Genomic DNA, 22,431 nt, shown 5'->3' on the forward strand with positions numbered 1-22,431 from the left:
TCTGATGTCCTACGCCGTCAAGGAAATGTTCCTCACGCTGCAAGGCGAAGGGGTCAATGCCGGCCGCCGCGCGGTGTTCGTCCGCTTCGCCGGGTGCAATCTGTGGTCGGGTCGCGAGGAGGACCGCGCCGCCGCGATCTGCAAATTCTGCGATACCGATTTCGTCGGCATGGATGGTCTGGGCGGCGGGCGCTTCGCCGATGCCGGGGACCTGGCGACAGCGGTGGCGGGCTTCTGGGGCGACGACCGCGAACGCCGCTTCGTCGTACTGACCGGCGGCGAGCCGATGTTGCAGGTCGACGATGCGCTGGTCGATGCGCTGCACGCGCGCGGCTTCACCATCGCGATCGAGACGAACGGCACCCTGCCCGTCCACCCCGGCATCGACTGGGTGTGCGTCAGTCCCAAGGCGGGCAGCGCGGTGGTGCAGCGTTCCGGCGACGAACTGAAGCTGGTCTGGCCGCAGGCGGGCAGCGATCCGCAGGCGCTGGAACAGTGGGACTTCGCCAATTTCCTCGTCCAGCCAATGGACGATGCCCATGCCGCCGAGAATCAGGCGGCGGCGATCGCCCTGGCGATGGCACGCCCGAAGTGGCGACTGAGCCTCCAGACCCACAAGCACCTCGGCCTGCGCTGATATGCTCCCCGGCGAAGGCTGGGGAGCGGCGCTCCGAGGGTACTTCCGCAGCATGTATCCCCCCTACGCCGCGCCACCCTTGATCGCGTCGGATCACTCAATATCTCTGCATTGATCGTTTTACTCGATCGACGAGAACGAACTTCCCAATTTCCCCGACCGGGGCGCCTTGCCTATATCCGTCTCGTTCACTGCAAAGGAGAATATTGCATGTCGATCATCGGCAAGACGATCAAACCGTTCACCGCGACCGCGTACAAGGAAGGCAAGTTCGTCGACGTGACCGATGCCGATGTGAAGGGCAAGTGGTCGGTGTTCTTCTTCTATCCGGCTGACTTCACGTTCGTGTGCCCGACCGAACTCGAAGACCTCGCCGACATCTACCCGACGCTCCAGAAGATGGACGTCGAAGTGTACTCGGTTTCGACCGACACGCACTTCAGCCACAAGGCATGGCACGACACCTCGCCCGCGATCGGCAAGATCAACTATTACATGCTCGGCGACCAGAACCACACGATCTCGAACAACTTCGACATCCTGCGTGAAGGCGTCGGCCTCGCGGATCGCGGCACGTTCGTGGCGGACCCCGATGGCGTCGTCCAGCTCGTCGAGATCACGCCCGAGGGCGTGGGCCGCAACGCCGCCGAGCTGCTGCGCAAGATCAAGGCCGCGCAATACTGGGCGTCGCATCCCGGCGAAGTGTGCCCGGCCAAGTGGGAAGAGGGTGAGACCACGCTCGCTCCTTCGCTCGATCTCGTCGGTAAGATCTAACCGATAGCCCCTGAAGGGTCGCACGTGGCCCGGGGTGGACGATCGTCTGCCCCGGGCCATTTTATTGTAAACACCTGAGGATTTCCCCCATGCTCGACGCAAATCTGACGCAGCAGCTCAAGGCATACCTGGTCAACATCCGGGAGCCGATCGAACTGGTCGCTTCGCTCGGTGACGACGCCAAATCGCGCGAGATGGGCGAACTCCTCGCGGAAATCGCCGCCCTTTCCGACAAGATCGCGGTGATCGACGGCGTCGATGCGCGCAAACCGAGCTTCATGATCCACCGCGCCGGCACCGACATCGGCGTGCGTTTCGCCGGCCTGCCGATGGGGCATGAGTTCACCAGCCTCGTACTCGCGCTGCTCCAGGTCGGCGGGCATCCGTCGAAGGCGGCGGCCGAACTGATCGAGCAGATCAAGGCGCTCGACGGCGACTTCACCTTCGAGACCTATTTCTCGCTGACCTGTCAGAACTGCCCCGACGTGGTGCAGGCGCTCAACCTGATGGCGGTGCTCAATCCCCGCATCAAGCATACCGCGATCGACGGCGCGCTGTTCAAGGCCGAGGTCGACGAACGCAAGATCATGGCGGTGCCGACCGTGTACCTCAACGGCGAGCCGTTCGCATCCGGCCGCATGGAGCTGGAGCAGATCGTCGCCAAGATCGACAGCGGTGCGGAGACGCGCGCCGCCGAGAAGATCAAGACCAAGGCGCCCTTCGACGTGCTGATCGTCGGCGGCGGCCCCGCCGGCGCGGCCGCGGCGATCTACACAGCGCGGAAAGGCATCCGCACCGGCGTCGCCGCCGAGCGGTTCGGCGGGCAGGTGCTCGACACGATGGGGATCGAGAATTTCGCCTCGGTTCCGCACACCGAAGGGCCGAAATTCGCCGCCGATCTCGAACGCCATGTCCGTGATTACGACGTCGACATCATGAACCTTCAGCGCGCGGAGAAGATCGTGCCCGCTACGGAAGTGGGTGGTCTGCACGAAGTGCGCCTCGCCAATGGTGCGAGCCTCAAGACGCGCACCTTGATCCTGTCGACCGGCGCGCGCTGGCGGCAGATGGGGGTTCCCGGCGAGGAGCAATACAAGAACAAGGGCGTGGCCTATTGCCCGCACTGCGACGGCCCGCTGTTCAAGGGCAAGCGCGTCGCGGTGATCGGCGGGGGCAACTCGGGTGTCGAGGCCGCGATCGACCTTGCCGGGATCGTCGCGCACGTCACGCTGATCGAATATGACGCCGATCTGCGTGCGGACGCGGTATTGCAGCGCAAGCTCGCCAGCCTGCCCAACGTCAAGATCATCACCTCGGCGCTCACCACCGAAGTGATCGGCGATGGCGAGAAGGTGTCGGGGCTGGTGTACAAGGATCGTAATCACGACACGCTGCACGAGGTCGAACTGGAAGGCATCTTCGTCCAGATCGGGCTGGTGCCGAACACCGAGTTCCTGCGCGATACGGTCGCCCTCTCCCCGCGCGGCGAGATCGAGATCGATCATCGCGGCGAGACCTCGCGCCCCGGCATCTTCGCCGCAGGCGACGCGACCACGGTGCCGTACAAGCAGATCGTGATCGCGGCGGGCGATGGCGCAAAGGCGGCCCTCTCGGCGTTCGACTACCTGATCCGCAACGAACCCGTCGATGCCGCCGAACAGGAACTGGTCGCGGCGGAGTAAAACCCCTACGTCGCTCCGGCGCAGGCCGGGGCGGTTTCCCGCGACGCCGTGCTCCCGCGCACGCGGGAGAACCGGCGATGACGAGAGCGCCCACCGCCCCACGTCACCCCAGCGCACGCTGGGGTCTTCCGCGGTGGCCGCACCCCTTCAACGCACAAGACCCCAGCGTGCGCTGGGGTGACGAGGTTGGCCGTCCGGGGCGCCGCGCGATCGGCTCGCCGCTCGCCTCGACACCCAGCCGGTCCGACCTTCGCCGGGGCGACGTTTTCGGCTAGGGCGTTCACATTTGATCGACGGAGCAGCACCCTGGTCGCCACCTATCTCCCGACGCTGAAACAGCTCCAGTACCTCGTCGCGTTGCAGGACCACGGCCATTTCGGCCGCGCGGCGGATGCGTGCTTCGTCACGCAGTCCACCCTGTCCGCCGGCATCCGCGAACTGGAAACGCTGATCGGCGTGGTGCTGGTCGAGCGCACGCGGCGTGTGGTGCGCTTCACGCCGCTCGGCGATCGCATCGCCGAGAAGGCGCGGCGCGTGCTGCGCGAGGCGGACGAGCTTGGCGATATGGCGCGCGCCGCCGGGCGGCCGCTTTCGGGCGACATGCGGATGAGCGTCATCCCAACGATCGCGCCGTTCATGCTGCCCCGCATCCTGCCGCGCCTGCGCCGCGACTATCCCGAACTGCGCCTGTTCCTGCGTGAGGAAGCGAGCGCGCAGGCGTGCGAGGGGCTCAACCACGGCCGCACCGATTGCGTGCTGCTTGCCCTGCCCTATGCGTGCGGCGAAGTCTCGTCGCAGGTGCTGTTCGAAGACCGGCTGTTCCTCGCCGGGCCGGAAGCGGAGATCGGCAAGGGCGGCGCGGGCGTCAACGCCGATGCGATCGACGAGACGCGGCTGCTCCTGCTGGAGGACGGGCATTGCCTCAAGGACCATGCGCTCGCCGCGTGCAACCGGCCCGAATTGCGCGCGGAGGCGACGATGCTCGGCACGTCGCTCCACACTATCGTGCAGATGGTCGACAACGGGCTCGGCGTGACGATGCTGCCCGAGATGGCGCTCGACGCCGGCATTCTCGACCATACTAGCCTCGTCGCGCGGCCGCTTGCCGCTGCGAACCCGTCGCGCAAGATCGCGCTGGTATGGCGGCGCGCTTCCCCGCGGGAAAAGGACTTCCAGTTGCTCGCCGACGCGCTCGCCGAGTCACATTGATGTCGATTAACGAGAAACCATTTCGCCCCTGATCCGTATTTCAGGCGAGCGCCCGCATCGGCGCGGCCCGAAACACTCAGGAGAACCCGATGATCCGCACCACCAAAGCCTCCCTCGCCGCGATCGCCACGCTGATGATCGCGGGCGCCGGCGTCGCGCAGACCACCGCACCGACCGCACCCGGCACGCCCGTAGCCCCCGCCACGACGCCCGGCGCCGCGCCCTCGGCTGCGACGCCCGCCGCGCCGAACCCGACCGTCGGCGGTGCGGCGATGGATGCGACCAAGCCGATCCCCGTCAACGCGAGCGCCGCGCCCAACCTGTCGACGCTGGTCAAGGCAGCCACCGCGGCCGGCCTGGTCTCGACGCTGTCCGGCCCCGGCCCCTTCACCGTGTTCGCGCCGACCAACGACGCGTTCGCGCGGCTCGCGCCCGGCACGGTCGACACGCTGATGAAGCCCGCCAACAAGGCGACGCTGACCAAGGTGCTGACCTACCACGTCGTTCCCGGCAAGATCACCATCGCACAGCTTCAGGCGCAGGCGCAGGCCGGCGGCGGCAGCACCACGCTGACCACGGTCGAAGGCGAGCCGCTCAAGGTGACGGTCAACAACAACGTGATCGAACTGGCCGACGTGAACGGCAACAAGAGCTATATCGAGACCGCCGACGTGATGCAGTCGAACGGTGTCGTGCATGTCGTCAACGGCGTGCTGCTGCCCAAGCTCGGCTGATCGCACGAAGACGCGACGGAAGGCCCGCGACCGCCCCGGCGGTCGCGGGCCTTTCGCGTTTCAGGACTGCCAACGCGCCGCCGCCGCATCATCGCTGTCGCGCGGCTCGACCCAGCGCTCGGCCCCGCTCAGCGTCTCCTTCTTCCAGAACGGCGCCTCGGTCTTGAGCCGGTCGATCAGGAAGGCGCATGCTTCAAGCGCAGCGGTGCGGTGGCGCGCGGCGGTGCCGACGAACACCACCAGATCGCCCGGCAGCATTCGCCCGACGCGGTGGGTGATGCGCACGCCGATCAGATCCCAGCGCGCGACCGCCGTCTCGGCGAGCGCGACCAGCGCCGCCTCGGTCGCGCCGGGATAATGTTCGAGCGTCAGCGCCGCGACCCCGTCGTCGGCGCGGACGATGCCGGTGAAGGTAGCGATCCCCCCGGCCCCACTCGCGGCGATGGCGGCATGTTCGGCGCCGACCTCGATCGCACCCGGATCGACCGTGACGGCGATCATCCGCCCGTCACCGGCGGGAAGATCGCGACCTCGCGCGGGCGGCCGAGCTTGGCGTCGAGCGGCACGAACCGCTGGTCGATTGCTGCACGCAGCCGCGCCGGCTCCGCGAACGCTTCGGCATGGCCGGCGCTGCGCCCGGCCAGCCACGCGACGAGATCGGCGACGGTCGCCACCGCCTCGGGCACGTCCAGGACTTCCGCGCCGGTGCCGATCTTCTCGCGCACCCAGGCAAAATAGAGGATCTCGGTCATCGTCAGTCCATATGCTTGAGGCCGACGCGGAGATAATCCCAGCCGGTGATGAGCGTGAGCGCCGCCGCCCCCCACAAGGCGATCAGGCTCAACAGGTGCAGCACCGGCCAGCCCGGCAGCGCCCCCGCAAGGATCAGCCCGCCCAGCGCGATCAGTTGCAAGGTCGTCTTCCACTTGGCGAGCCGCGATACGGGCACCGACACCTGCAACTGCGCGAGGAATTCGCGCAGGCCCGACACCGCGATCTCGCGCAAAAGGATGATGAGCCCGGCGATCAGGTTCACCCCGGCGATGTCGTGATCGGCCACCAGCAGCAGCACCACGGCCGCGACCATGATCTTGTCGGCGATCGGATCGAGGAAGATGCCGAGTTTCGAGACCGTACCCTGCGCGCGGGCGAGATAGCCGTCGAAATAATCGGTAATGCCCATCAGGCAATAGAGCGCGAAGCCGATCGCATAGCCGGTGCTCCACGCCGGCCACCACAAGGCCCACACAAGGAGCGGCACCGCGACGATTCGCGACAGGGTGAGCAGATTGGGCAACGTCAGCATCGTCCGTCTCTAGCCCCGCCACGCGCCGGGCGAAAGGCGCTGCGCATGAACGCCGGATGACAAGCGGGTTGCCGCTGCCTTGCGCGCTCGTCTATGCGTTGCCATCTTTTCGCCATCCACAGACCACGGACCCTAACATGCTCAACGCGCTCGGCTTACTGAAGGAGCGCCGATTCCTGCCGCTTTTCACGACGCAGTTTCTGGGAGCATTCAACGACAACCTGTTCAAGACCGCGATGGTGCTGTTCGCCACCTACCAGATCTACCACAATCCGTCGGGCGAACAGAATTTCAACGCACTCGCCACCGCGATCGGCATCATCCCGTTCTTTCTGCTGTCCGCGCTGTCCGGACAATTGGCCGACACGCACGACAAGGCACGCATCATCCGCATCGTGAAAACGGCGGAGGTCGGCATCATGCTGCTCGGTGCGGGCGGTCTGCTGATCGCGAGTTCGGGGATGACGACGCTCGGCATGGCGATGATGCTGTCGGCGGTGCTGTGTCTCGGCGTGCATTCGGCGTTCTTCGGGCCGATCAAATATGCCATCCTGCCGCAGCACCTGAAGGACGACGAGGTGCTCGGCGGGACCGGACTGGTCGAGGCGGCAACCTATCTCGCCATCCTGATCGGCACCGTGGCGGCCGGGCTGCTGTCGGTACGCGGCACCGCGATCACGGTGCTGGTGGTCGCGGGGGTGGGCTGGTTGATGGGGCTGCTCGTGCCGGCCGCGCCGCGCATGGGGCCGGAACTGAAGGTCAATTTCAACCCGTTCACCTCGTCGTGGCGGCTCATCAACGCGACCATGCACATCCCGCGCCTGTTCCTGTCGATCTGCGCGATCAGCTTCTTCTGGACGATGGGGGCGATCCTCATCATCATCTTCCCGCCGCTGGTTAAGAACGTGCTGACCGCGGACAAGCAGGTGTCGACCTTCGTGATCGCCTTGTTCTCGGTCGGCGTGGCGATCGGATCGGTGGCGATCAACGCGATGCTCGGCGGCAAGACTTCCGCAAAATACGGGCCGTTCTGCGTGCTGGCGATGGGCGCGTGCATCGTCGTCTTCTCGCTGCTGACGCGCACCTTCCCGCATGCGGCGGCGGGCACGCTCTACGATCTGCCGACCTTTCTTGAAACGCCGCACGGCGTGCTGATCGTCGCTGTGCTCATGGCGATCGCGGTGACCGGCGGCATGTTCGTGGTGCCGCTCTACGCTTTCCTGACGACGACCGTCACAAAGGACCAGACCGCGCGCACCGTAGCGGCCAACAACGTGGTCAACTCGGGCGCGATGGTGGTCGGCGCGCTGCTGGTGCAGGGGCTCGCGCTGACGGGTATCACGCCCGAGAACATGCTGTTCGTGGTGGCGGCGATGTCGCCGGTGTCTGCGCTGCTCGCGTGGAAACTGCACCTCGCCTGCGACTAGAGCGCCTCAGGCGTGGGCGCGGATACGGGCGATATCGTCACCCCGGCGCACGCTGGGGGTGACGATCGTGGCGCGCGCCGTCAGAAGATGAATGTGTAGAAACAGATGAAAAAGGCGGTGAAGCTCAGCACGAAGAGCTTCAGGTCGGTGTCCTCGCTACGCCGTGCCTCCAGCGCCTGCGCGAGCGCGATCGATTGGCGGAAGGGATGGCGCGGCGCCGGGGCGGGAAGGCGATAGGATGTCTGCATGGCGAAGTGTTAACGCGCCGTTTACGATTCCGGCCACCACGACTTACGGTTAATACCTATCCCGTTTTGGAGCAGATCGCGCCCGCGCTTCGCCCGCCTCAATCCTCCGCCATCTGATGCGACGCCGCCTCGAGCACGTCGGTGAAGCGCCGGCGCCACCAGAACACGTCCTGCTGCTCGATATTGTCCATCATCGCCCGCCAGCGCGCCTTGCGTTCGGCGAGCGGCATCGCGAGCGCAGTGGCGATCGCGTCGGACACCTCCTCGGGGCTGTGCGGGTTGACGAGCAACGCGTCGGTCAACTGCTCGGCAGCCCCCGCGAAGCGCGAGAGGATCAGCACACCGGGATCGTCCTCATCCTGCGCGGCGACATATTCCTTTGCGACCAGGTTCATGCCGTCGCGAAGCGGCGTCACCAGCGCGACGCGCGCGGCGCGGTACATGCCGACCAGTTCGGCGCGCGGATAGCCCTTGTTGACGTAGCGGATCGGCACCCATTCCACGTCGGAAAACTCGCCGTTGACCCGACCCGACAGCGAATCGAGCGTTGCGCGGATCTCCTGGTAGCTCTGCACCTCGCCGCGCGAGGGCGGCGCAATCTGGAGGAGGAAGACGCGCCCGTGCTGTTCCGGGTTGGCGGACAGGAAGCGCTCGTAGCCGAGGAACCGCTCCTGCAAGCCCTTCGAATAGTCGAGCCGGTCGACGCCGATCATCATCGTGCGCCCGTCGGCGCTCTCGCGCATCCGCGCGAACCGCTCGCGCGCGACGTCGCTGGTCGCGCTGGCACGGAAGTCGGCGGTGTCGATGCCGATCGGATCGGCGATCAGGCGGACGCTGTGGTCCTCGTATGTCATCACTCCCTCGGCGTCGATCTCCGCACCGAATTGCGTGCGCGCGTAGTCGCGAAACGCATCGAGCGAATCCTCGGTCTGGAAGCCGATCACGTCGTAGGCGAACAAGGATTCGACCAGTTCGCGGTGGCTCGGCAGCGACAGCAGCAGCCGGGTCGGCGGCCAGGGGATGTGGAGGAAGAAGCCGATCCGGTTCCGGCACGCCCGCGCGCGCAGCTCGCGCCCGAGCGGAATGAGGTGATAGTCGTTCACCCACACCAGATCGTCCCGCTCGATCAGCGGTGCGACCGTGTCGGCGAAGCGTGCGTTGACGCGCGCATAGCCGCCCGCGAAGCCGCGCTCGTATTCCGCCAGGTCGATGCGGTAGTGGAACAGCGGCCACAAGGTCCGGTTGGCGAAACCGTTGTAATATTCGTCGATATCCTGCGCTTCGAGGTCGATCGTCGCGGTGGCGACGCCTTCGTTGCGCTGAAAGTTGATGTTGCCGGTGAAGGTTTCGGTCTCCTCGCCCGACCAGCCAAACCACATGCCGGCGCTTTCGCGCAAAGCGGCGGACAGCGCGACGGCGAGGCCACCCTGCGCACCCCCGCCACTCGGCGCGGAGACGCGGTTGGATATGATGACGAGACGACTCACCGTACGGAACTCCACGGTTTGCTGAGCAGGACAGCGCAGTTGATGATCCCGACCAACGAATAAGTCTGCGGATAATTCCCCCACAATTCGCCATTTGCGGGATCTATGTCTTCGGACAACAGCCCGGCGGCGGTGCGACGCGCCAACATCTCCTCGAACAAGGCGCGCGCATCGGCGGTGCGGCCGGTCGCCTGCAACGCCTCGATCAGCCAGAAGGTGCAGACGTTGAACGCGGTTTCGGGCAGGCCGAAATCGTCCTCGGTATCGTAGCGCAGCATGTTCGATCCACGCCTGAGGCCCGCCTCGACCGCTTCGAGCGTGCCGAGGAAGCGCGGATCGTCGGGCGCGAGGAAGCGCAGATCGAGCAACTGGATCAGGCTCGCGTCGAGATCGTCGCCGTCGAAGGTGGCGGACAGGTGCCGCACGTCTGCGCGCCACGCGGCGCCCTCGATCCGTGCGCGCATTTCAGCGGCGCGCCCGCACCAGAACTGGCGGCGCTCCTCCAGCCCGAGCGCGCCGGCGGCATTGCCGAGCCGGTCGCACGCCGCCCAGCACATCGCGGCGGAATAGGTGTGGACGTGGCTGCGCGTGCGCAATTCCCACAGGCCCGCGTCGGGCTTGTCGTACACCGCCCACGCGCGCTCCCCCACCGTCTCCAGCGCACGGAAATCCTCGACGCCGCCGATACGGAACAGCCGCTGATCGAAGAACGCCTGCGCGTTGCACAGGATGATCTGGCCGTAAGCATCGTGCTGGATCTGCTCGTACGCCTGATTGCCGACGCGCACCGGCCCCATGCCGCGATAGCCGGTGAGGCCGGTGGCAACGCGCTCCTCCAGCGTCGCCTCCCCGCCGACGCCGTAGAGCGGCTGGATATGCCCACCCTGCACGCCCTCCCCCGCACCGTCGACGATGTTGCGGAGATATTCGAGATACCCCTCCAGCACATCGAGCGCGCCGAGCCGGTTGAGCGCCTGCACGGTGTAATACGCGTCACGGATCCAGCAGTAGCGATAATCCCAATTGCGCCCGCTGTCGGCATGTTCGGGGATCGAAGTGGTGAGCGCGGCGACGATCGCGCCGGTTTCCTCGTGCTGGCACAATTTGAGCGTGATCGCCGCGCGGATCACCGCCTCCTGCCATTCGAGCGGCGTGGCCAGCCCGCGCACCCAGTGACGCCATTCGTCGGCGGTGCGTTCGAGCATCATCTCGATCGTCGCGGGAATCTCGCCGGTGAAGCTCTCGTCGGGGCCGAGGAAGAAGTACAGCGGCCGCTCGACGCGGAACAGCCGTTCCTCCTTGATCCAGCCGACCGGAGCATTGGTGGTCAACCGCAACGTCATTTTGTTGTTGAGGTAGCGGATATGGTTCGAGCCTTGCGTCGTCTCGACATCGGCGCCGCCCCAGTCACGCGCCGGGCGCAGTCGCGTGCGGATGCGTGGGCTGCCCGCCACTGGCCGCACGATGCGCACGAACGCGACCGGGCGGTAGGTGCGGCTGTGGCGCACATAGCGCGGGCAGAAATCCACGACTTCGATCGCGTTGCCGGCATCGTCCTCGTGCCGGGTGACGAGGATCGGCGTATTGCGCAGATAGTGCTGCGTGGTCCTGACGGTGCCGTCGAGGTCGATCTCCCAGAAACCGCGCGCATGCTCGCCGCCGCTCTCGCCACCCTTTGGCGCGTCATCGAGCAGCGAGCAGAACACCGGGTCGCCATCGACGCGCGGCACGCACCCCCAGGAATAGCGACCGGCCCGATCGACCAGCGCGGACACCTGACAATTGCCGATCGGCCACAGATCGAGCGTTGCGGTCATGCGGCGATCTCACCCAGCCAGCCGCGCACGGCGGCGGGATCGGGCAGGCCATAGTCGGCGGCGGTCGCGCGCGGCGCCCCGACGAGGATGCCGTGGCCACCCTGCTCGCGCACCACCACGAAGGCGGTCTCGTCGGTCAGGTCGTCGCCGATGAAGACCGGCACCGTTCCGGCCATCTCCGGCCGCTTCATCAGCCGCGCGACCGCGACGCCCTTGTCGCTGCCGGGGACGCGCAGTTCGACCATCATCTTGCCATGCTGCGTGGCGAGTTCGTGGCGCGCCGCCAGCCGCTCGGCGAGAAGGAGCGCCTCCGCCTCGAACGCGGGCGCGAGCCGAAAGTGCAGCGCGACGCCGAAACTCTTTTCCTCCACGATCACGCCGTCGCGGGCTGCCGCGGCCGCGCGCATCGCCTCGGCCACGTCGGTGAGGCTCTGCGGGCGGACCGGATGCGCGGAGATGCCGTGCCAACGATGCTCGCAGCCATGGCTGCCGGACACCGCGAGCGTCTGCGCGACGGGGCCGAGCAACGCGTCGAGCTGCGCGATCGAGCGGCCGCTGACGATCGCGACGCGGCCGCCCAGCCGACGTGCGAGGCCGGCGAGCAGATCGGCGAGCGCGGGATCGACCGCGACGCCATCGGGACGGTCGGCGATATCGACCAAAGTCCCGTCGAAATCCAGAAACAGGGTGGCGGACTCGAGCAGAGTGCGCGGCGGGGCGGGCAAAAGCAAAGCGTCCGTGGCGGCGGACATCCGGTTCTCCTTCGTGTGAGCGGCACTTCGTTACGCAACGAGTACGAAGCGACACCCGTTGGACGAGCGGCGGCGCAAGAGGTTCCCCCACGAGCCCCGCGCTGAGAATGATTCGCTGGTGGAACTACCCGCCGTGGCCGGGCGTCCCAGCCGCGACACCCGCTTACAGGAGCATGCCGATGGCCACCGCCGCCCCGACCAAGACCGCCTTCCTTTCCGACGTCGAGACGCTGCGCGCCCGCGCGCGCCAGTCGCTCGACGACGGCGCGGTGATGCCGTCGTACAAGGGCGACGTGGAGAAGACGATCGAACTGCTCCAGACCGTCGTCGCGACCGAGCTGGTGTGCGTGCTGCGCTACCAGATGCACGCGATCGCCGCCGAGGGGATCGACAGCAAGAGCGTGGCGGAGGAATTCGCCGAGCACGCCTCGGTCGAGCACAAGCACATGATCGCCGCGGCCGAGCGGATCGACCAGCTCGGCGGCGTGCCCAACCTCAACCCCGAAGGCCTCGCCAGCCGCTCCGCCACCGAATATGGCAACGGCGGCGATCTGGTGCAGATGCTGAAGGACAATCTCATCGCCGAGCGGCTGGTGATCGAGCATTATCAGGAACTGATCCGCTATTTCGGTGACGACGATCCCACCACCCGGATCATGCTCGAACATATCCTCGCCGATGAGGAGGATCACGCGTCGGACATGCACGATCTGCTCGTCGCGCATCAGGGCAAGCCGTTCCTGAAATAACGTCCGGGTTGGGGCCCCGCGCGCCTACCGCATCGGCACGAAATCGTGGTGACGCTCGGGCGTGCCGGCCCAACCGCCGGCGGCCCGCACGCGCGCGGATATGCCTTCCATCGCGGCCACCCATAGCCGTTGCTGCGGCGCCTTGCCGAATATCGCAGCGGCAAGCCCGCGCGCGCGGGAGGCGCCGCGCACGTAGAAGAACGTCTTCGCGCCTTCACGCTCGATCCCGAACGCGCGCGGGTGACGCAGCCGGGCATCCGGGTGCTGTTCACCTTAGGGCTACACGCGCGAGGCGATCATGCGTGACGGGCGGCTGGAGCCCGGGGTGGACTTGATCTCCAAGCCGTTCACCTATCGCACGCTGGCGGCCAAGGTACGCGACCTGCTCGACCGGCCGTAACGGCTGCGCCCCCGGCGAACGGGCCGGAGGCGCAGCGCCCGCGTCAGTTCGTCACCGGCACCTTGGGCAACAGCGCGGGATCGGCGAGCGACTGCGCCTGACGCAGCACGCGCAGCGCGTTGCCGCCCCACACTTTGGCGATGTCCGCCTGAGCATAGCCCGCCTTGAGCAACGCCGCCGTCACCTTGGGGTAGGCGGTGATGTCGTTGAGGCCGTCCACCCCGCCGCCACCGTCGAAATCGCCGCTGATCCCGACGTGATCGATGCCGACGACTTTGATGGCATGCAGCAGATGCGCCATGAACATGTCGAAGTTTGCGCGCGGCGCGGGGAACTGCGCCTCGATCGCCTTGCGTCGGGCGACCAGCGCACGGTGTTCAGTGACCGTCATCGTGTCGGCATGCTCGTAGCTCGCCATCAACTCCTTCAGCGCGGCATCGCGCGCGGGGCTCGCGGCGGGGGGATCGACCATATAGCCGCTATAGGCGTTGACCTGGATCACCCCGCCCTTGGCCGCGACCAGCTTGGCGTCGTCGTCCGACACGTTGCGCGGGTGGTTGTGGATCGCACGCATCCCCGAATGCGACAGGATGATCGGCGCGCTCGACAGCGCGACGACCTGCCGCAGCACATCGTCGGAAGCGTGGCTGACGTCGATCACCACGCCAAGCCGGTTGGCCATCGCCACCGCTTCCTTGCCCTTGGGCGACAGGCCGTGCCACTCGGGCGTGTCGGTCGCACTATCGGCGAGATCGTTGTTCTTGAAGTGGACCAGCCCCATCATCGTCACGCCGAGCCCCCGGAAGGTGCGCATCAGCGAGAGGTCGCCCTCGAAAGGATAGCCGTTCTCCATGCTCATGAACACGAACCGCTTGCCCGCCGCGACCGCCGCCATCGCATCGTCGGCGGTGAGCGCGAGGCTGAACACGGTGCTGTGCTTCGCCACCATCTCGCGGATCTGTACCGCGCGTTGCAGCCCGAAATCGCGCGCGGCGCGGTCGCCCTCGGGCGTGCGCGGACCCGACGGCGTGTAGATCGCGAAGAAGCCGCCATCCACCCCGCCCTGCACCATGCGCGGATAATCGACCTGATCGCCATCGGCTTCGACCGTGTGGCGGTCCATGATGCTCCAGCCGGGGCGGCCGAGGTTGGCTGGCGTGTCGAAATGCGTGTCGAGCACGATCAGCTTCTCGTGGATCGCGCGTGCCGGATCGGCGGGTGCTTTCTTGCTGACGGCGGGCGCTGCCGCCCCGAACAGCAGCGCGCCGCCGGTGAGCAGCGCGGTTACGAATCGAGTCCGGCGAATGGCCATTGCGCTACCCCTTTATGTTTGCAGGTGCAGCATTGGGCCACGCGGCGGGTTCGTCAAGCGGCCTGCGACTCCGCGATTCCCATGCATGAAAGGTTCTTCATCTCATTCGACGCACATCTCACCCTTTCGAAATTGCCAAGCCGTAACGACTGCGCTTGGCTGGCGCGTCTCCAACGACGTGTGAGGTAAGTATATGCCCGTAATGCCTTCAAAGACTGCCGCAGCCGCCCTGATCCTGCTCGGTTCCGTCGCGCTCAGCGGCTGCGCCACCAAGGGATATGTCAACGAACAGATCGCCACCGTGAACTCGCGGATCGACGGCATCGATGGCCGCCTGCACACCGTCGAAGGCACTTCGGGCCAGGCGCTCGCCCAGGCGCAGGCCGCCGCCGGCCAGGCGCAGCAGAACGGTCAGCGCATCGATCAGCTCAACGGTCGCGTCGATGGTCTCGACCAGCAGATCCAGCAGCAGCAGCAGCGGCGCGCCCGCCGGCCGCGCGGTTGATCGTCACACGGTACTGAACGCGATTGCATTGACGGGACGCTTCGTTGCACACGGCTGACATGGTGACGAAGCTGTTTGGTAATGCGCGTCGCACCGGCTTGCCGGTGGTGATGTTCGCGATGTTGGCGTCGCCCGGCCTTTCGGCCGTGGCGGCGCCCGTTCCCTCTCCCGCCAAGGCGAAGGCCGCCGCGGCCAAGCCCAAGACGCCGCCCAAGGGCAAAGCCTCAGCCAAGGCGAAAGCCGGCAAGCCAAAGGCCGACAAGGCGAAGCAAGCCGTCAAGCCGCCGGTCGTCGTCGCGCCACCGTCCGAAGCCGCCGCACGCATCCTCAACTGGGTCGCGGCCGAGCATGACAACGGCAAGCTCCCGTACATCGTCATCGACAAGCAGAACGCGACCTTGTTTCTGTTCAAGGCGAATGGCGAGCCGGTCGGACAGACGCCCGTGCTGATCGGCATCGGCGTCGGCGATGATTCGACGCCCGGCGTCGGCGCGAAGTCGCTCGAACAGATCGGCCCGGCCGAGCGCACAACACCGGCGGGGCGTTTCGTCGCAAAGTTTGGGCGCGCCTTCGGGCATACCCGCGTGCTGTGGGTCGATTATGCCAATTCGGTGGCGCTCCATGCGGTCATCACCACCCACAAACAGGAGCACCGCGTCGCGCGGCTGCTCTCCCCCACCCCCGACGATAACCGCATCAGCTTCGGCTGCATCAACGTCGGCACCAGCTTCTATACCAAGCAGGTCGTGCCGTTGCTCCAGAAGAAGGGCGGCGTGGTGTATATCCTGCCGGACACCAAGCCGCTCGAGGACGTGTTCCCGCGCGTGCGCCTGCTTCCCTATCTGAACCCGAGCCCGACCCCGGTCGAGCAGCCCACCAACTGAACGCCGCGCGTCAGCCGAGCGGCCAGCGCGCCACCGTGTCGTAGCGCGCGCCGTCGTTGCCGAGCGTGCTTTCGAACAGCACGAGATGCTCCATCCGGAACCGCGCGCTGGCGAGGCCGGCGTGCGCGGCGCGCCACGTCTCGATCTCGCGCGGATCGGCGGTGCGCGGCAACCGTGCGATCGTGATGTGCGGCAGATAGGCGCGCCCCTCCGGCGGCAGGCCGAGCCGTACCAGCGCATGATCGACTTTGCGGTGGAGCCCCGCCAGCGCATCGTGCGGCGCGAGTCCGGCCCATAGCGCGTCGATCCGCCCGCGCCGGTCGAACGCACCGACGCCCGCGACGGCGGCCTCGATCGCGTCGGCGTGGACATGAGCGAGTTCGACGGCAACGTCCTCGGCCATGCGCCGGTCGACCTCGCCGATGTAGCGGATCGTCAAATGCAACTGATCGTCGTCCTGCCAGCGCGCATCGGCGACCCCCTCCATCGTCTCGGCGAGCAGGGCGCGGACCGCGCGCGGCGGACGCAGAGCAACAAAAAGTCTGTGCATGGCAACACGTCATTAACAGAAGACAACGACATCGGAATCACGCGGATTTGCTTGAAAACCCCCACGCAAAAGCCGATATTCGCATGTGCAGTCCGGCATCTGGCCGGTCAAGGAGATGAATTGCAATGGCCAACTGGTCTGATCCCCGTCCCAGCGCCTCCCCCTTCGGGGCGGACTCGGCGGCGCGCGCAGGCGCGTTCGACGCGGGTCTGCGGCGCTATATGCTGTCTGTTTACAACTACATGCTCTCGGGCGTCCTGCTCAGCGGCATCGTCGCATTGGGCTTCGTCGCCAGCGGCATGGCCGCGCAGGTGTTCGGCGGCCCGGGCCTGCTCAAGTGGGTCATCAGCTTCGCCCCGCTCGGCTTCGTGTTCGGCATGAGCTTCGGCGGCGGCCGCATGTCGGCGGGCGCGATGCAGGCGATGTTCTGGGGCTTCGCGGTGGCGATGGGCCTGTCGCTCTCGACGATCTTCCTAGTCTATTCGCCGATCGCGATCGCGCAGGCGTTCTTCGCGGCATCGGCGGCGTTCGGCGGCCTCAGCCTCTATGGCTACACCACCAACCGCAATCTGTCGGCGATGGGCACGTTCCTCATCATGGGTCTGGTCGGCCTGATCGTGGCGAGCCTGCTCAACATGTTCTTCCGCTCGGGCCCGCTGGAGCTGGTCATCAGCTTCGTCGGCGTGCTGATCTTCGCCGGCCTCACCGCCTACGATACGCAGCGCACCAAGAGCCTGTACGCGCAGGTCGCCGGCACCGGCGCCGAGCAGCACACGATCATCATGTCGGCGCTGAGCCTGTACCTCGACTTCATCAACATGTTCCTGTTCATCCTGCGCCTGTTCGGTAACCGCAACTAAGCCGCACGACGCAACCAACCTCAAGCGAGGCCCGGCGGGGAAACCTGCCGGGCCTTTTCGTCTGTCCGCGAAAGACCCTCCATGCGCCTCAAGATCCACGTCGAGCTGGACTATGCGATCGACGGCGCGTTCGACACGCTGTTGCTGGTCGAGGCGGCGGCAATTCACGACCAGATCCTCGAACACGAAAGCCTCGTCGTCACCAGCCGCGAGCCGCTGCGCGCCACGCCGGGCAGCGACGGCATCGGCCAGCGCTGCTGGACGCTTGCGGAGGGCTGGTTCCAGGCGACCTATCAGGCGACGGTGGCGCTCACGCGCAGCGACGTGGACCTCGCCACGCTCGGCGACACCGCGCCGCGGCTGTTGCCGGCCGAAACCATCCCGTACCTGCTGCCGAGTCGATATTGCGAGTCGGATCAGTTCGAGGGCTTCCTGATGCAGACCTTCGGTGCTTTGCGCGGCGGTGCGCTGGCGGCGGCGCTGGTCGACTGGGTGGCGGAGCACCTCAGCTACGAGCCGGGCAGCAGCACCGGCGCGACCACGGCGCTCACCACCTTCGCCAGCCGCCACGGCGTCTGCCGCGACTATGCGCACCTGCTCGTGGCGCTGGCGCGCGCGGGCGGCATTCCGGCGCGCTGCGTGTCGGCCTATGCGCCGGACGTGTCGCCGCCCGACTTTCATGCGGTCGCCGAACTATGGCTCGACGGCGTGTGGCGGCTCGCCGATGCGACCGGCATGGCCTGCGCGCGCGATCTGGTGCGGATCGCGGTCGGGCGCGACGCCACCGACATCGCCTTCATGACGATCTTCGGGCGCGCGACGCTCAACCATCAGCACGTCTCGGTCGTGCGGCTCGACGATTGAACCGCAGGAACGCAAGCCCCGGTTCGGCCGTTCTACCCCCGTAACAGCCAGGAGGATGGCCATGACCGAGGACAACAAGGCACCCGACGCAACGACAGAGACGGACACGCCGCTACACCACCCCAATCAGGATGCGGGACAGGATCAGTCGATCGTCGCCCGACTCGAACGCGATCCGGCCAACCCCGAAGCCAAGCTCGATCGCGGGCTGGACGAGTCGATGGACGCGAGCGACCCGCCCTCCACGTCGCAACCGAGCAGCAGCGACGCGCCTCCGGTATCGTCCGGATACGATGAGGATGCCGAGCGAAAATTGCAGGCCGAAAAGTCCGCCTGAACCCGCTTTCGCCCCCGCAGCACCGCCGCGGGGGCGGAAAAGCGCTCTTTCCGTTACCGTATGATTACGGGTCGGCCACGGTTTGTCGCAACCTTTGTTGCATCGCAGCAGCTTTCATGATGCGATGTGAATATCGGGCGACGAAGCGTTAAGCGCGGTGTTAACCAAGCGAGCGCATCTTACCCCGATCAACACGGTTGAGCGGGGTGGGTTATGGGTGCGCGCATGAAGCCGGCAAATGGTGCGATGACGCTGGCGGAGATGAAGGAGTTCGCAGGGTTCGCGTCGGCGACGCAGCGCTATGTGCGCCGCTCGCTCGATATCGGGCTCGATCGTGACGATGCGATGAGCCGCTGGTCGCGCGATGTGGTCGAAGCGGCCAGCATTCGCGCACAGGCGCGGCTCTACGCCCGCCTTCCCGATATTCGCGCGATGATCCCCGACGACAGCGGGCTCGACGCGATCGAGCCGTTCCTCGCGCCGCTGATGACGGTGACGGCGTTCGATCTCGGTCAGGGGCGGCTGACGACCTTTTCGGCATACCGCTTCCTCTACGAACGGCTGATTGGCGCCGAGGTGCGGCCGTGGCTGCCTGCCGCGTTCTGCTCGGCGGCGGCGCTGCCCCACCTGCACCCCGATCTGCGGCGCAAGCTGCTCCAGTCGATCAGCGAGGCGGCAGCGACCGCATCGGGCTGGTCGAACCGGCAGCCGGCGTTCTATCCGAAGTGGGTCGAGAAGGTCGAGCCGAGCGTACTGCGCAACTGATCCGCTACCTTACCGGCACGCGCGCCAGCCCGTTGCGCCACGCGCGGCCTGGTCGAGATGCAGGTGATTGTGGTGCGCGGCGTTGTACTCGGGCGAGAGCACCGTCGCGAACAGCTTGCAGGCGCCGTTCCGGACGGTGTGTAGGAAGGTCGCGCGCGGGCCGTCGCCCCGCCAGTCGTCGCTGACGGTGATGCGCGTGCCGTCGGCCAACCGGAATGCCGATACGTCGATCGCACTGGCGCTGGCATGTTCGCTCAGCGTGTGCGTGCTGCCACGGATCGGGCGGCAATTGTAGGTGCCGAGCTGCTCGATCGCGACCACTGGCGCGCCGAGATAGCGCTGGGCGGCGGGCTGGACGATGTTCCACGTCCACATCGCCAAGCCGGCCGCGACCGGGCAGGCCATCACCGGCGCGGCCGGCGCGAGCGTGATGCGAAACGCGCCGTCGCCCGCGAAGCGCAATCCGTCGGCATAGCCGCACGCCCCCGCGCGCACCGGCGGCGCCGCGACGAAGCGCACACCCGCCTCGGTCAGCAACGCCTCGCATTTCGGCGGCGTGTCGCGCAGCCCCGCCAGCTTGCGGCCGGTGAACAGCCCGACCGGCTGGTTGAGGTGGAGCGGCGTCCAAGGGAGATCTTCGGGCTTGGTGCGCAAGCCCGCCAGCGCGGCGAGGATCACCACCAGCAGCAGCGCGGCGATCAGCACCGCCAGCGCGGCGCTGCGGAGGGTGTGCATCAGCCGCGCAACGCGCGCGATACCGCCTCGGCGGTGATCGGATAGCCGAGATCGTCGGGGATGCAGAGGTGCGCCACGCCGGCGCGATCCTCGATCCACGGCAACACGGTGCGGACCGGAAAGGCGGCCGCGTCCGCGCATGCCTCGGCGAAGCTGGCGTAGCGCGCCAGCCGGTCGAGGTTGCGCCGCGTCGGGAAGATGACGTGCTGGCGACCCGCATCGGCATCCGCCAGCGTCGCGGCGGCGCTGGCCCAGAACAGGCGGACATTCTCGGTCGCGTCGACCACCGCCTCGGGCGCTTCGGCGGGCAGGACGGCGAGGTAGAAGCGCGTGTCGAACGCCCGCCGCTTGCGGTGCGTGGGGAGCCAGCGCGCGAACGACACCAGCACGGCCGGATCGATCGTGAAGCCGCCCGCGTGCAGCGCCGCGCCGAACGTCGTCCCGCCGTGCAGCGCCGCCCGCAGCCGGGCCAGCGCGGTCGCATCGGGCATCGGCGTAAGGCCGATCGGCACCCCCGCCTCCTCGATCGTCTCGCGAATCGCGGCGATACGCGCGGCCATGTCCTCGGGATCGCCCGCGAACGCCGCCGCCAGCGCATGATCGCCCGGATCGACCCGCCCGCCGGGGAACACCGTCGCGCCGCCCGCGAACGCCATCGTCTTGGCGCGCTCCACCATCAGCAGCTCGGGCGCGGCGTCCGCGCGTTCGCGGAAGATCACCAGCGTCGCTGCGGCGACCGGGGTTTGCGGATCATCCATTGCCGCCCGATCTAGGGAGCGGCGCGGGCTACCGCAACTCAGTCGACCTGCGCGGCGCCGGTCCGCGTTTCGCCCAGGCCCCAGATCGTCACCAGCAGCGCCATCGCCACCACCGCCATCGTGTACCACAGGCCCGAATAGGGGTTGCCGGTGCGCGCGACGATATACTGGCTGATGAACGGCAGGAAACCGCCGAAGTAGCCGGTGCCGATATGGTAGGGGATCGACATCGACGAATAGCGGATGCGCGGCGGAAACATCTCGGACAGCAGCGCCGCGACCGGCCCGAAGGTCAGCCCCGCCAGCGCGCCGAGCATGAGGATACCCGCGAGCAGCAGCAGCGTATTGCCGGGCGAGGGCACCACCTTGTCGAGTTGGTAGCCCGCGCGGGTCAGCGCCGCGTCGATCCCGGCCGGGCTGGTATCGCGCACCGCCTCGCCGCCGATCAGCACCAGCGTCACCGGAGTATGGCCCTTGCGATAGGGCACGCCCTCCTTGGAGAAATAGTCGAGCAAAGTCCCGCACGCATCGGGCTGTTTTGCGGCGAACGGATCGTATTTGCAGTGCGGCCCGGAGACGACCACCGGCGCATGCCGTGCGGCTTCGGCAAGGTCCGGATTGGCCGCGCTGCCGATCAGCCAGTAGATCGGGAACAGCAGCAGCAACGTCGCCGCATAGCCGACCACGATCGGCGTCTTGCGGCCGATCCGGTCGGACAGCCGGCCGGACAGGATGAAGAACGCCAGCCCCATCGCCGCGCCGATGCCGACGATCACCTGCGCGGCGGTATCGTCGACGCGCATCGTGCCGAGGAACACCAGCACGCTGAACATCGCGGTGTACCAGATCACCGTCAGCCCCGCCGCGATGCCGAACAGCGCGACGAACAGCCGCTTGAGGTTGCCGGGGAAGGTGAAGCTCTCGACGAACGGGTTCGTCGCGGTCTCGCCGCTTTCCTTTATCGCCTTGAACACCGGGCTCTCCGCGAGTTTCAGCCGCATCCACAGCGAGATCGACAGCAGCACCAGCGAGAACACGAACGGCACGCGCCAGCCCCACGCCGCCCAGGCGTCGGCAGGCATCAGCGCCTTGGCGGTGAGCACGACGATCAGGCTGAGGATGAAGCCGCCGACGACGCTCGCCTGAATGAAGCTGGTGTAGAAGCCGCTTTTGCCCGGCGGCGAATGTTCGGCGACATAGATCGCCGCGCCGCCATATTCGCCCCCGAGCGCGAGGCCTTGCAGAATCCGCAAGCCAAGCACGATCAGCGGCGCGGCAAGGCCGATCGCCACGCTGGCGGGCACCAGCCCCACCCCCGCCGTCGCCAGCCCCATCAGCGTGATGGTGACGAGGAACGTGTATTTGCGCCCGAGCCGATCGCCCAGGAACCCGAACAGGATCGCCCCGAGCGGCCGGAACCCGAAGCCGACCGCGAATCCCGCCCAGGTCAGCAGCATCTGCACCGTGGGGTTGCCGGTCGGGAAATACGCCTGCCCGATATATTTGGCGAGCGTGCCGTAGATGAAGAAATCATACCATTCGAACACGGTGCCGAGCGACGACGCCGCGATGACGAGTTGAATCTCGCCCCGGGTCGGCTGCCGCTCCGCCTCCGCTGTTCCTGCCGTCGTCGCCATGC

The 22,431-nt window shown here is 67.1% G+C and carries 26 protein-coding genes; 14 read left to right on the forward strand and 12 right to left on the reverse strand.

Going from position 1 to position 22,431, the window contains the following annotated elements; translation table 11 throughout:
* The first annotated feature begins 4 nt into the window (after positions 1–4).
* The 5 genes from queE to AC3ANX_RS14245 all read left to right on the forward strand — a co-directional run bounded on the left by queE (position 5) and on the right by AC3ANX_RS14245 (position 5,036).
* Entirely contained in the window at positions 5–637 is a 633-nt protein-coding gene (gene queE, locus AC3ANX_RS14225) for a 7-carboxy-7-deazaguanine synthase (protein WP_488333918.1), read from the forward strand.
* Between the two features lie 210 nt (positions 638–847).
* On the forward strand, positions 848–1,411 hold the full coding sequence (ahpC, locus tag AC3ANX_RS14230) for an alkyl hydroperoxide reductase subunit C (protein ID WP_488333919.1): 564 nt from the start codon (positions 848–850) through the stop codon (positions 1,409–1,411).
* Positions 1,412–1,500: 89 nt separating this feature from the next.
* Positions 1,501–3,093 carry an alkyl hydroperoxide reductase subunit F gene (ahpF, locus tag AC3ANX_RS14235; RefSeq protein ID WP_488333920.1) on the forward strand — a complete coding sequence of 531 codons (1,593 nt, stop codon included), beginning with the start codon at positions 1,501–1,503 and terminating at the stop codon, positions 3,091–3,093.
* Between the two features lie 306 nt (positions 3,094–3,399).
* The gene (locus AC3ANX_RS14240) at positions 3,400–4,302 is read left to right on the forward strand and encodes a hydrogen peroxide-inducible genes activator (protein WP_488336958.1); all 903 of its coding nucleotides are present in this window, start codon (positions 3,400–3,402) and stop codon (positions 4,300–4,302) included.
* An 89-nt stretch (positions 4,303–4,391) separates the two neighbouring features.
* Positions 4,392–5,036, forward strand: coding sequence for a fasciclin domain-containing protein (locus tag AC3ANX_RS14245; protein WP_488333921.1), 645 nt, complete (start codon positions 4,392–4,394; stop codon positions 5,034–5,036).
* Positions 5,037–5,096: 60 nt separating this feature from the next.
* Here AC3ANX_RS14245 and AC3ANX_RS14250 read toward each other — a convergent pair whose 3' ends face one another.
* From AC3ANX_RS14250 to pgsA, 3 genes are read right to left on the reverse strand one after another with little or no spacing between them, the layout of a single operon-like run.
* Positions 5,097–5,537, reverse strand: coding sequence for a molybdenum cofactor biosynthesis protein MoaE (locus tag AC3ANX_RS14250; RefSeq protein WP_488333922.1), 441 nt, complete (start codon positions 5,535–5,537; stop codon positions 5,097–5,099).
* Positions 5,534–5,788 (reverse strand): molybdopterin converting factor subunit 1, encoded by a 255-nt coding sequence (gene moaD / locus AC3ANX_RS14255; RefSeq protein ID WP_488333923.1) that lies wholly within the window; start codon positions 5,786–5,788, stop codon positions 5,534–5,536. Before moaD ends, AC3ANX_RS14250 begins: the two co-directional genes overlap by 4 nt.
* A gap of 2 nt (positions 5,789–5,790) precedes the next feature.
* Positions 5,791–6,342 carry a CDP-diacylglycerol--glycerol-3-phosphate 3-phosphatidyltransferase gene (pgsA, locus tag AC3ANX_RS14260; RefSeq protein ID WP_488333924.1) on the reverse strand — a complete coding sequence of 184 codons (552 nt, stop codon included), beginning with the start codon at positions 6,340–6,342 and terminating at the stop codon, positions 5,791–5,793.
* Between the two features lie 137 nt (positions 6,343–6,479).
* Between pgsA and AC3ANX_RS14265 the strand changes: the two genes are divergently transcribed.
* Positions 6,480–7,769: an MFS transporter gene (locus AC3ANX_RS14265; protein ID WP_488333925.1), complete on the forward strand. Its 1,290-nt coding sequence runs from the start codon at positions 6,480–6,482 to the stop codon at positions 7,767–7,769.
* 80 nt (positions 7,770–7,849) lie between these two features.
* On the opposite strand, the gene AC3ANX_RS14270 is transcribed toward AC3ANX_RS14265, so the two are convergent.
* The 4 genes from AC3ANX_RS14270 to otsB form a co-directional block, all read right to left on the reverse strand.
* Positions 7,850–8,017 (reverse strand): hypothetical protein, encoded by a 168-nt coding sequence (locus AC3ANX_RS14270; RefSeq protein ID WP_488333926.1) that lies wholly within the window; start codon positions 8,015–8,017, stop codon positions 7,850–7,852.
* A gap of 98 nt (positions 8,018–8,115) precedes the next feature.
* Positions 8,116–9,504, reverse strand: coding sequence for an alpha,alpha-trehalose-phosphate synthase (UDP-forming) (gene otsA / locus AC3ANX_RS14275; RefSeq protein WP_488333927.1), 1,389 nt, complete (start codon positions 9,502–9,504; stop codon positions 8,116–8,118).
* Entirely contained in the window at positions 9,501–11,321 is a 1,821-nt protein-coding gene (locus AC3ANX_RS14280; RefSeq protein WP_488333928.1) for a glycoside hydrolase family 15 protein, read from the reverse strand. The genes otsA and AC3ANX_RS14280 overlap by 4 nt, the downstream gene beginning before the upstream one ends.
* Positions 11,318–12,073, reverse strand: a complete 756-nt coding sequence (gene otsB / locus AC3ANX_RS14285) for a trehalose-phosphatase (protein WP_488333929.1) — start codon at positions 12,071–12,073, stop codon at positions 11,318–11,320. The genes AC3ANX_RS14280 and otsB overlap by 4 nt, the downstream gene beginning before the upstream one ends.
* A gap of 179 nt (positions 12,074–12,252) precedes the next feature.
* On the opposite strand from otsB, the gene AC3ANX_RS14290 reads away from it, so the two are divergent.
* Both AC3ANX_RS14290 and AC3ANX_RS14295 read left to right on the forward strand, forming a co-directional pair.
* A complete protein-coding gene (locus AC3ANX_RS14290) occupies positions 12,253–12,822 on the forward strand; it encodes a ferritin-like domain-containing protein (protein WP_488333930.1) in 570 nt (189 codons plus the stop codon).
* Positions 12,823–12,951: 129 nt separating this feature from the next.
* Complete coding sequence (locus AC3ANX_RS14295) at positions 12,952–13,128, forward strand: hypothetical protein (protein WP_488333931.1); 177 nt, start codon at positions 12,952–12,954, stop codon at positions 13,126–13,128.
* A gap of 137 nt (positions 13,129–13,265) precedes the next feature.
* On the opposite strand, the gene AC3ANX_RS14300 is transcribed toward AC3ANX_RS14295, so the two are convergent.
* A complete protein-coding gene (locus AC3ANX_RS14300) occupies positions 13,266–14,534 on the reverse strand; it encodes a dipeptidase (RefSeq protein ID WP_488333932.1) in 1,269 nt (422 codons plus the stop codon).
* A 193-nt stretch (positions 14,535–14,727) separates the two neighbouring features.
* Here AC3ANX_RS14300 and AC3ANX_RS14305 point away from each other — a divergent pair, with 193 nt between their 5' ends.
* Both AC3ANX_RS14305 and AC3ANX_RS14310 read left to right on the forward strand, forming a co-directional pair.
* Positions 14,728–15,039, forward strand: coding sequence for a hypothetical protein (locus AC3ANX_RS14305; protein WP_488333933.1), 312 nt, complete (start codon positions 14,728–14,730; stop codon positions 15,037–15,039).
* 59 nt (positions 15,040–15,098) lie between these two features.
* Entirely contained in the window at positions 15,099–15,923 is an 825-nt protein-coding gene (locus tag AC3ANX_RS14310; RefSeq protein ID WP_488336959.1) for a L,D-transpeptidase, read from the forward strand.
* A 10-nt stretch (positions 15,924–15,933) separates the two neighbouring features.
* On the opposite strand, the gene thpR is transcribed toward AC3ANX_RS14310, so the two are convergent.
* Positions 15,934–16,473: an RNA 2',3'-cyclic phosphodiesterase gene (gene thpR / locus AC3ANX_RS14315; RefSeq protein WP_488333934.1), complete on the reverse strand. Its 540-nt coding sequence runs from the start codon at positions 16,471–16,473 to the stop codon at positions 15,934–15,936.
* Between the two features lie 125 nt (positions 16,474–16,598).
* Between thpR and AC3ANX_RS14320 the strand changes: the two genes are divergently transcribed.
* The 4 genes from AC3ANX_RS14320 to AC3ANX_RS14335 all read left to right on the forward strand — a co-directional run bounded on the left by AC3ANX_RS14320 (position 16,599) and on the right by AC3ANX_RS14335 (position 19,299).
* Entirely contained in the window at positions 16,599–17,333 is a 735-nt protein-coding gene (locus tag AC3ANX_RS14320) for a Bax inhibitor-1/YccA family protein (protein WP_488333935.1), read from the forward strand.
* An 81-nt stretch (positions 17,334–17,414) separates the two neighbouring features.
* Positions 17,415–18,197, forward strand: coding sequence for a transglutaminase-like domain-containing protein (locus AC3ANX_RS14325; RefSeq protein WP_488333936.1), 783 nt, complete (start codon positions 17,415–17,417; stop codon positions 18,195–18,197).
* A 61-nt stretch (positions 18,198–18,258) separates the two neighbouring features.
* Entirely contained in the window at positions 18,259–18,534 is a 276-nt protein-coding gene (locus AC3ANX_RS14330) for a hypothetical protein (protein ID WP_488333937.1), read from the forward strand.
* A 213-nt stretch (positions 18,535–18,747) separates the two neighbouring features.
* The gene (locus AC3ANX_RS14335) at positions 18,748–19,299 is read left to right on the forward strand and encodes a hypothetical protein (RefSeq protein WP_488333938.1); all 552 of its coding nucleotides are present in this window, start codon (positions 18,748–18,750) and stop codon (positions 19,297–19,299) included.
* 9 nt (positions 19,300–19,308) lie between these two features.
* Here the strand turns inward: AC3ANX_RS14335 and AC3ANX_RS14340 are convergent, their stop codons facing one another.
* From AC3ANX_RS14340 to AC3ANX_RS14350, 3 genes are read right to left on the reverse strand one after another with little or no spacing between them, the layout of a single operon-like run.
* Positions 19,309–20,034, reverse strand: coding sequence for an extensin-like domain-containing protein (locus AC3ANX_RS14340; protein ID WP_488333939.1), 726 nt, complete (start codon positions 20,032–20,034; stop codon positions 19,309–19,311).
* Positions 20,034–20,792, reverse strand: a complete 759-nt coding sequence (locus AC3ANX_RS14345) for an NUDIX hydrolase (protein WP_488333940.1) — start codon at positions 20,790–20,792, stop codon at positions 20,034–20,036. Before AC3ANX_RS14345 ends, AC3ANX_RS14340 begins: the two co-directional genes overlap by 1 nt.
* A 38-nt stretch (positions 20,793–20,830) precedes the next feature.
* Positions 20,831–22,429 (reverse strand): MFS transporter, encoded by a 1,599-nt coding sequence (locus tag AC3ANX_RS14350; RefSeq protein WP_488333941.1) that lies wholly within the window; start codon positions 22,427–22,429, stop codon positions 20,831–20,833.
* Positions 22,430–22,431: the final 2 nt, after the last annotated feature.

This window comes from Sphingomonas sp. BRN-1R, assembly GCF_057748035.1.

Bases quoted from the DNA above. Each gene is read 5' to 3' on its own strand.
- queE (WP_488333918.1), top strand. From the start codon at position 5: ATGTCCTACGCCGTCAAGGAAATGTTCCTCACGCTGCAAGGCGAAGGG.
- ahpC (WP_488333919.1), top strand. From the start codon at position 848: ATGTCGATCATCGGCAAGACGATCAAACCGTTCACCGCGACCGCGTAC.
- ahpF (WP_488333920.1), top strand. From the start codon at position 1,501: ATGCTCGACGCAAATCTGACGCAGCAGCTCAAGGCATACCTGGTCAAC.
- AC3ANX_RS14245 (WP_488333921.1), top strand. From the start codon at position 4,392: ATGATCCGCACCACCAAAGCCTCCCTCGCCGCGATCGCCACGCTGATG.
- AC3ANX_RS14250 (WP_488333922.1), bottom strand. From the start codon at position 5,537: ATGATCGCCGTCACGGTCGATCCGGGTGCGATCGAGGTCGGCGCCGAA.
- moaD (WP_488333923.1), bottom strand. From the start codon at position 5,788: ATGACCGAGATCCTCTATTTTGCCTGGGTGCGCGAGAAGATCGGCACC.
- pgsA (WP_488333924.1), bottom strand. From the start codon at position 6,342: ATGCTGACGTTGCCCAATCTGCTCACCCTGTCGCGAATCGTCGCGGTG.
- AC3ANX_RS14265 (WP_488333925.1), top strand. From the start codon at position 6,480: ATGCTCAACGCGCTCGGCTTACTGAAGGAGCGCCGATTCCTGCCGCTT.
- AC3ANX_RS14270 (WP_488333926.1), bottom strand. From the start codon at position 8,017: ATGCAGACATCCTATCGCCTTCCCGCCCCGGCGCCGCGCCATCCCTTC.
- AC3ANX_RS14280 (WP_488333928.1), bottom strand. From the start codon at position 11,321: ATGACCGCAACGCTCGATCTGTGGCCGATCGGCAATTGTCAGGTGTCC.
- otsB (WP_488333929.1), bottom strand. From the start codon at position 12,073: ATGTCCGCCGCCACGGACGCTTTGCTTTTGCCCGCCCCGCCGCGCACT.
- AC3ANX_RS14290 (WP_488333930.1), top strand. From the start codon at position 12,253: ATGGCCACCGCCGCCCCGACCAAGACCGCCTTCCTTTCCGACGTCGAG.
- AC3ANX_RS14300 (WP_488333932.1), bottom strand. From the start codon at position 14,534: ATGGCCATTCGCCGGACTCGATTCGTAACCGCGCTGCTCACCGGCGGC.
- AC3ANX_RS14305 (WP_488333933.1), top strand. From the start codon at position 14,728: ATGCCCGTAATGCCTTCAAAGACTGCCGCAGCCGCCCTGATCCTGCTC.
- AC3ANX_RS14310 (WP_488336959.1), top strand. From the start codon at position 15,099: ATGGTGACGAAGCTGTTTGGTAATGCGCGTCGCACCGGCTTGCCGGTG.
- thpR (WP_488333934.1), bottom strand. From the start codon at position 16,473: ATGCACAGACTTTTTGTTGCTCTGCGTCCGCCGCGCGCGGTCCGCGCC.
- AC3ANX_RS14320 (WP_488333935.1), top strand. From the start codon at position 16,599: ATGGCCAACTGGTCTGATCCCCGTCCCAGCGCCTCCCCCTTCGGGGCG.
- AC3ANX_RS14325 (WP_488333936.1), top strand. From the start codon at position 17,415: ATGCGCCTCAAGATCCACGTCGAGCTGGACTATGCGATCGACGGCGCG.
- AC3ANX_RS14330 (WP_488333937.1), top strand. From the start codon at position 18,259: ATGACCGAGGACAACAAGGCACCCGACGCAACGACAGAGACGGACACG.
- AC3ANX_RS14335 (WP_488333938.1), top strand. From the start codon at position 18,748: ATGGGTGCGCGCATGAAGCCGGCAAATGGTGCGATGACGCTGGCGGAG.
- AC3ANX_RS14340 (WP_488333939.1), bottom strand. From the start codon at position 20,034: ATGCACACCCTCCGCAGCGCCGCGCTGGCGGTGCTGATCGCCGCGCTG.
- AC3ANX_RS14345 (WP_488333940.1), bottom strand. From the start codon at position 20,792: ATGGATGATCCGCAAACCCCGGTCGCCGCAGCGACGCTGGTGATCTTC.
- AC3ANX_RS14350 (WP_488333941.1), bottom strand. From the start codon at position 22,429: ATGGCGACGACGGCAGGAACAGCGGAGGCGGAGCGGCAGCCGACCCGG.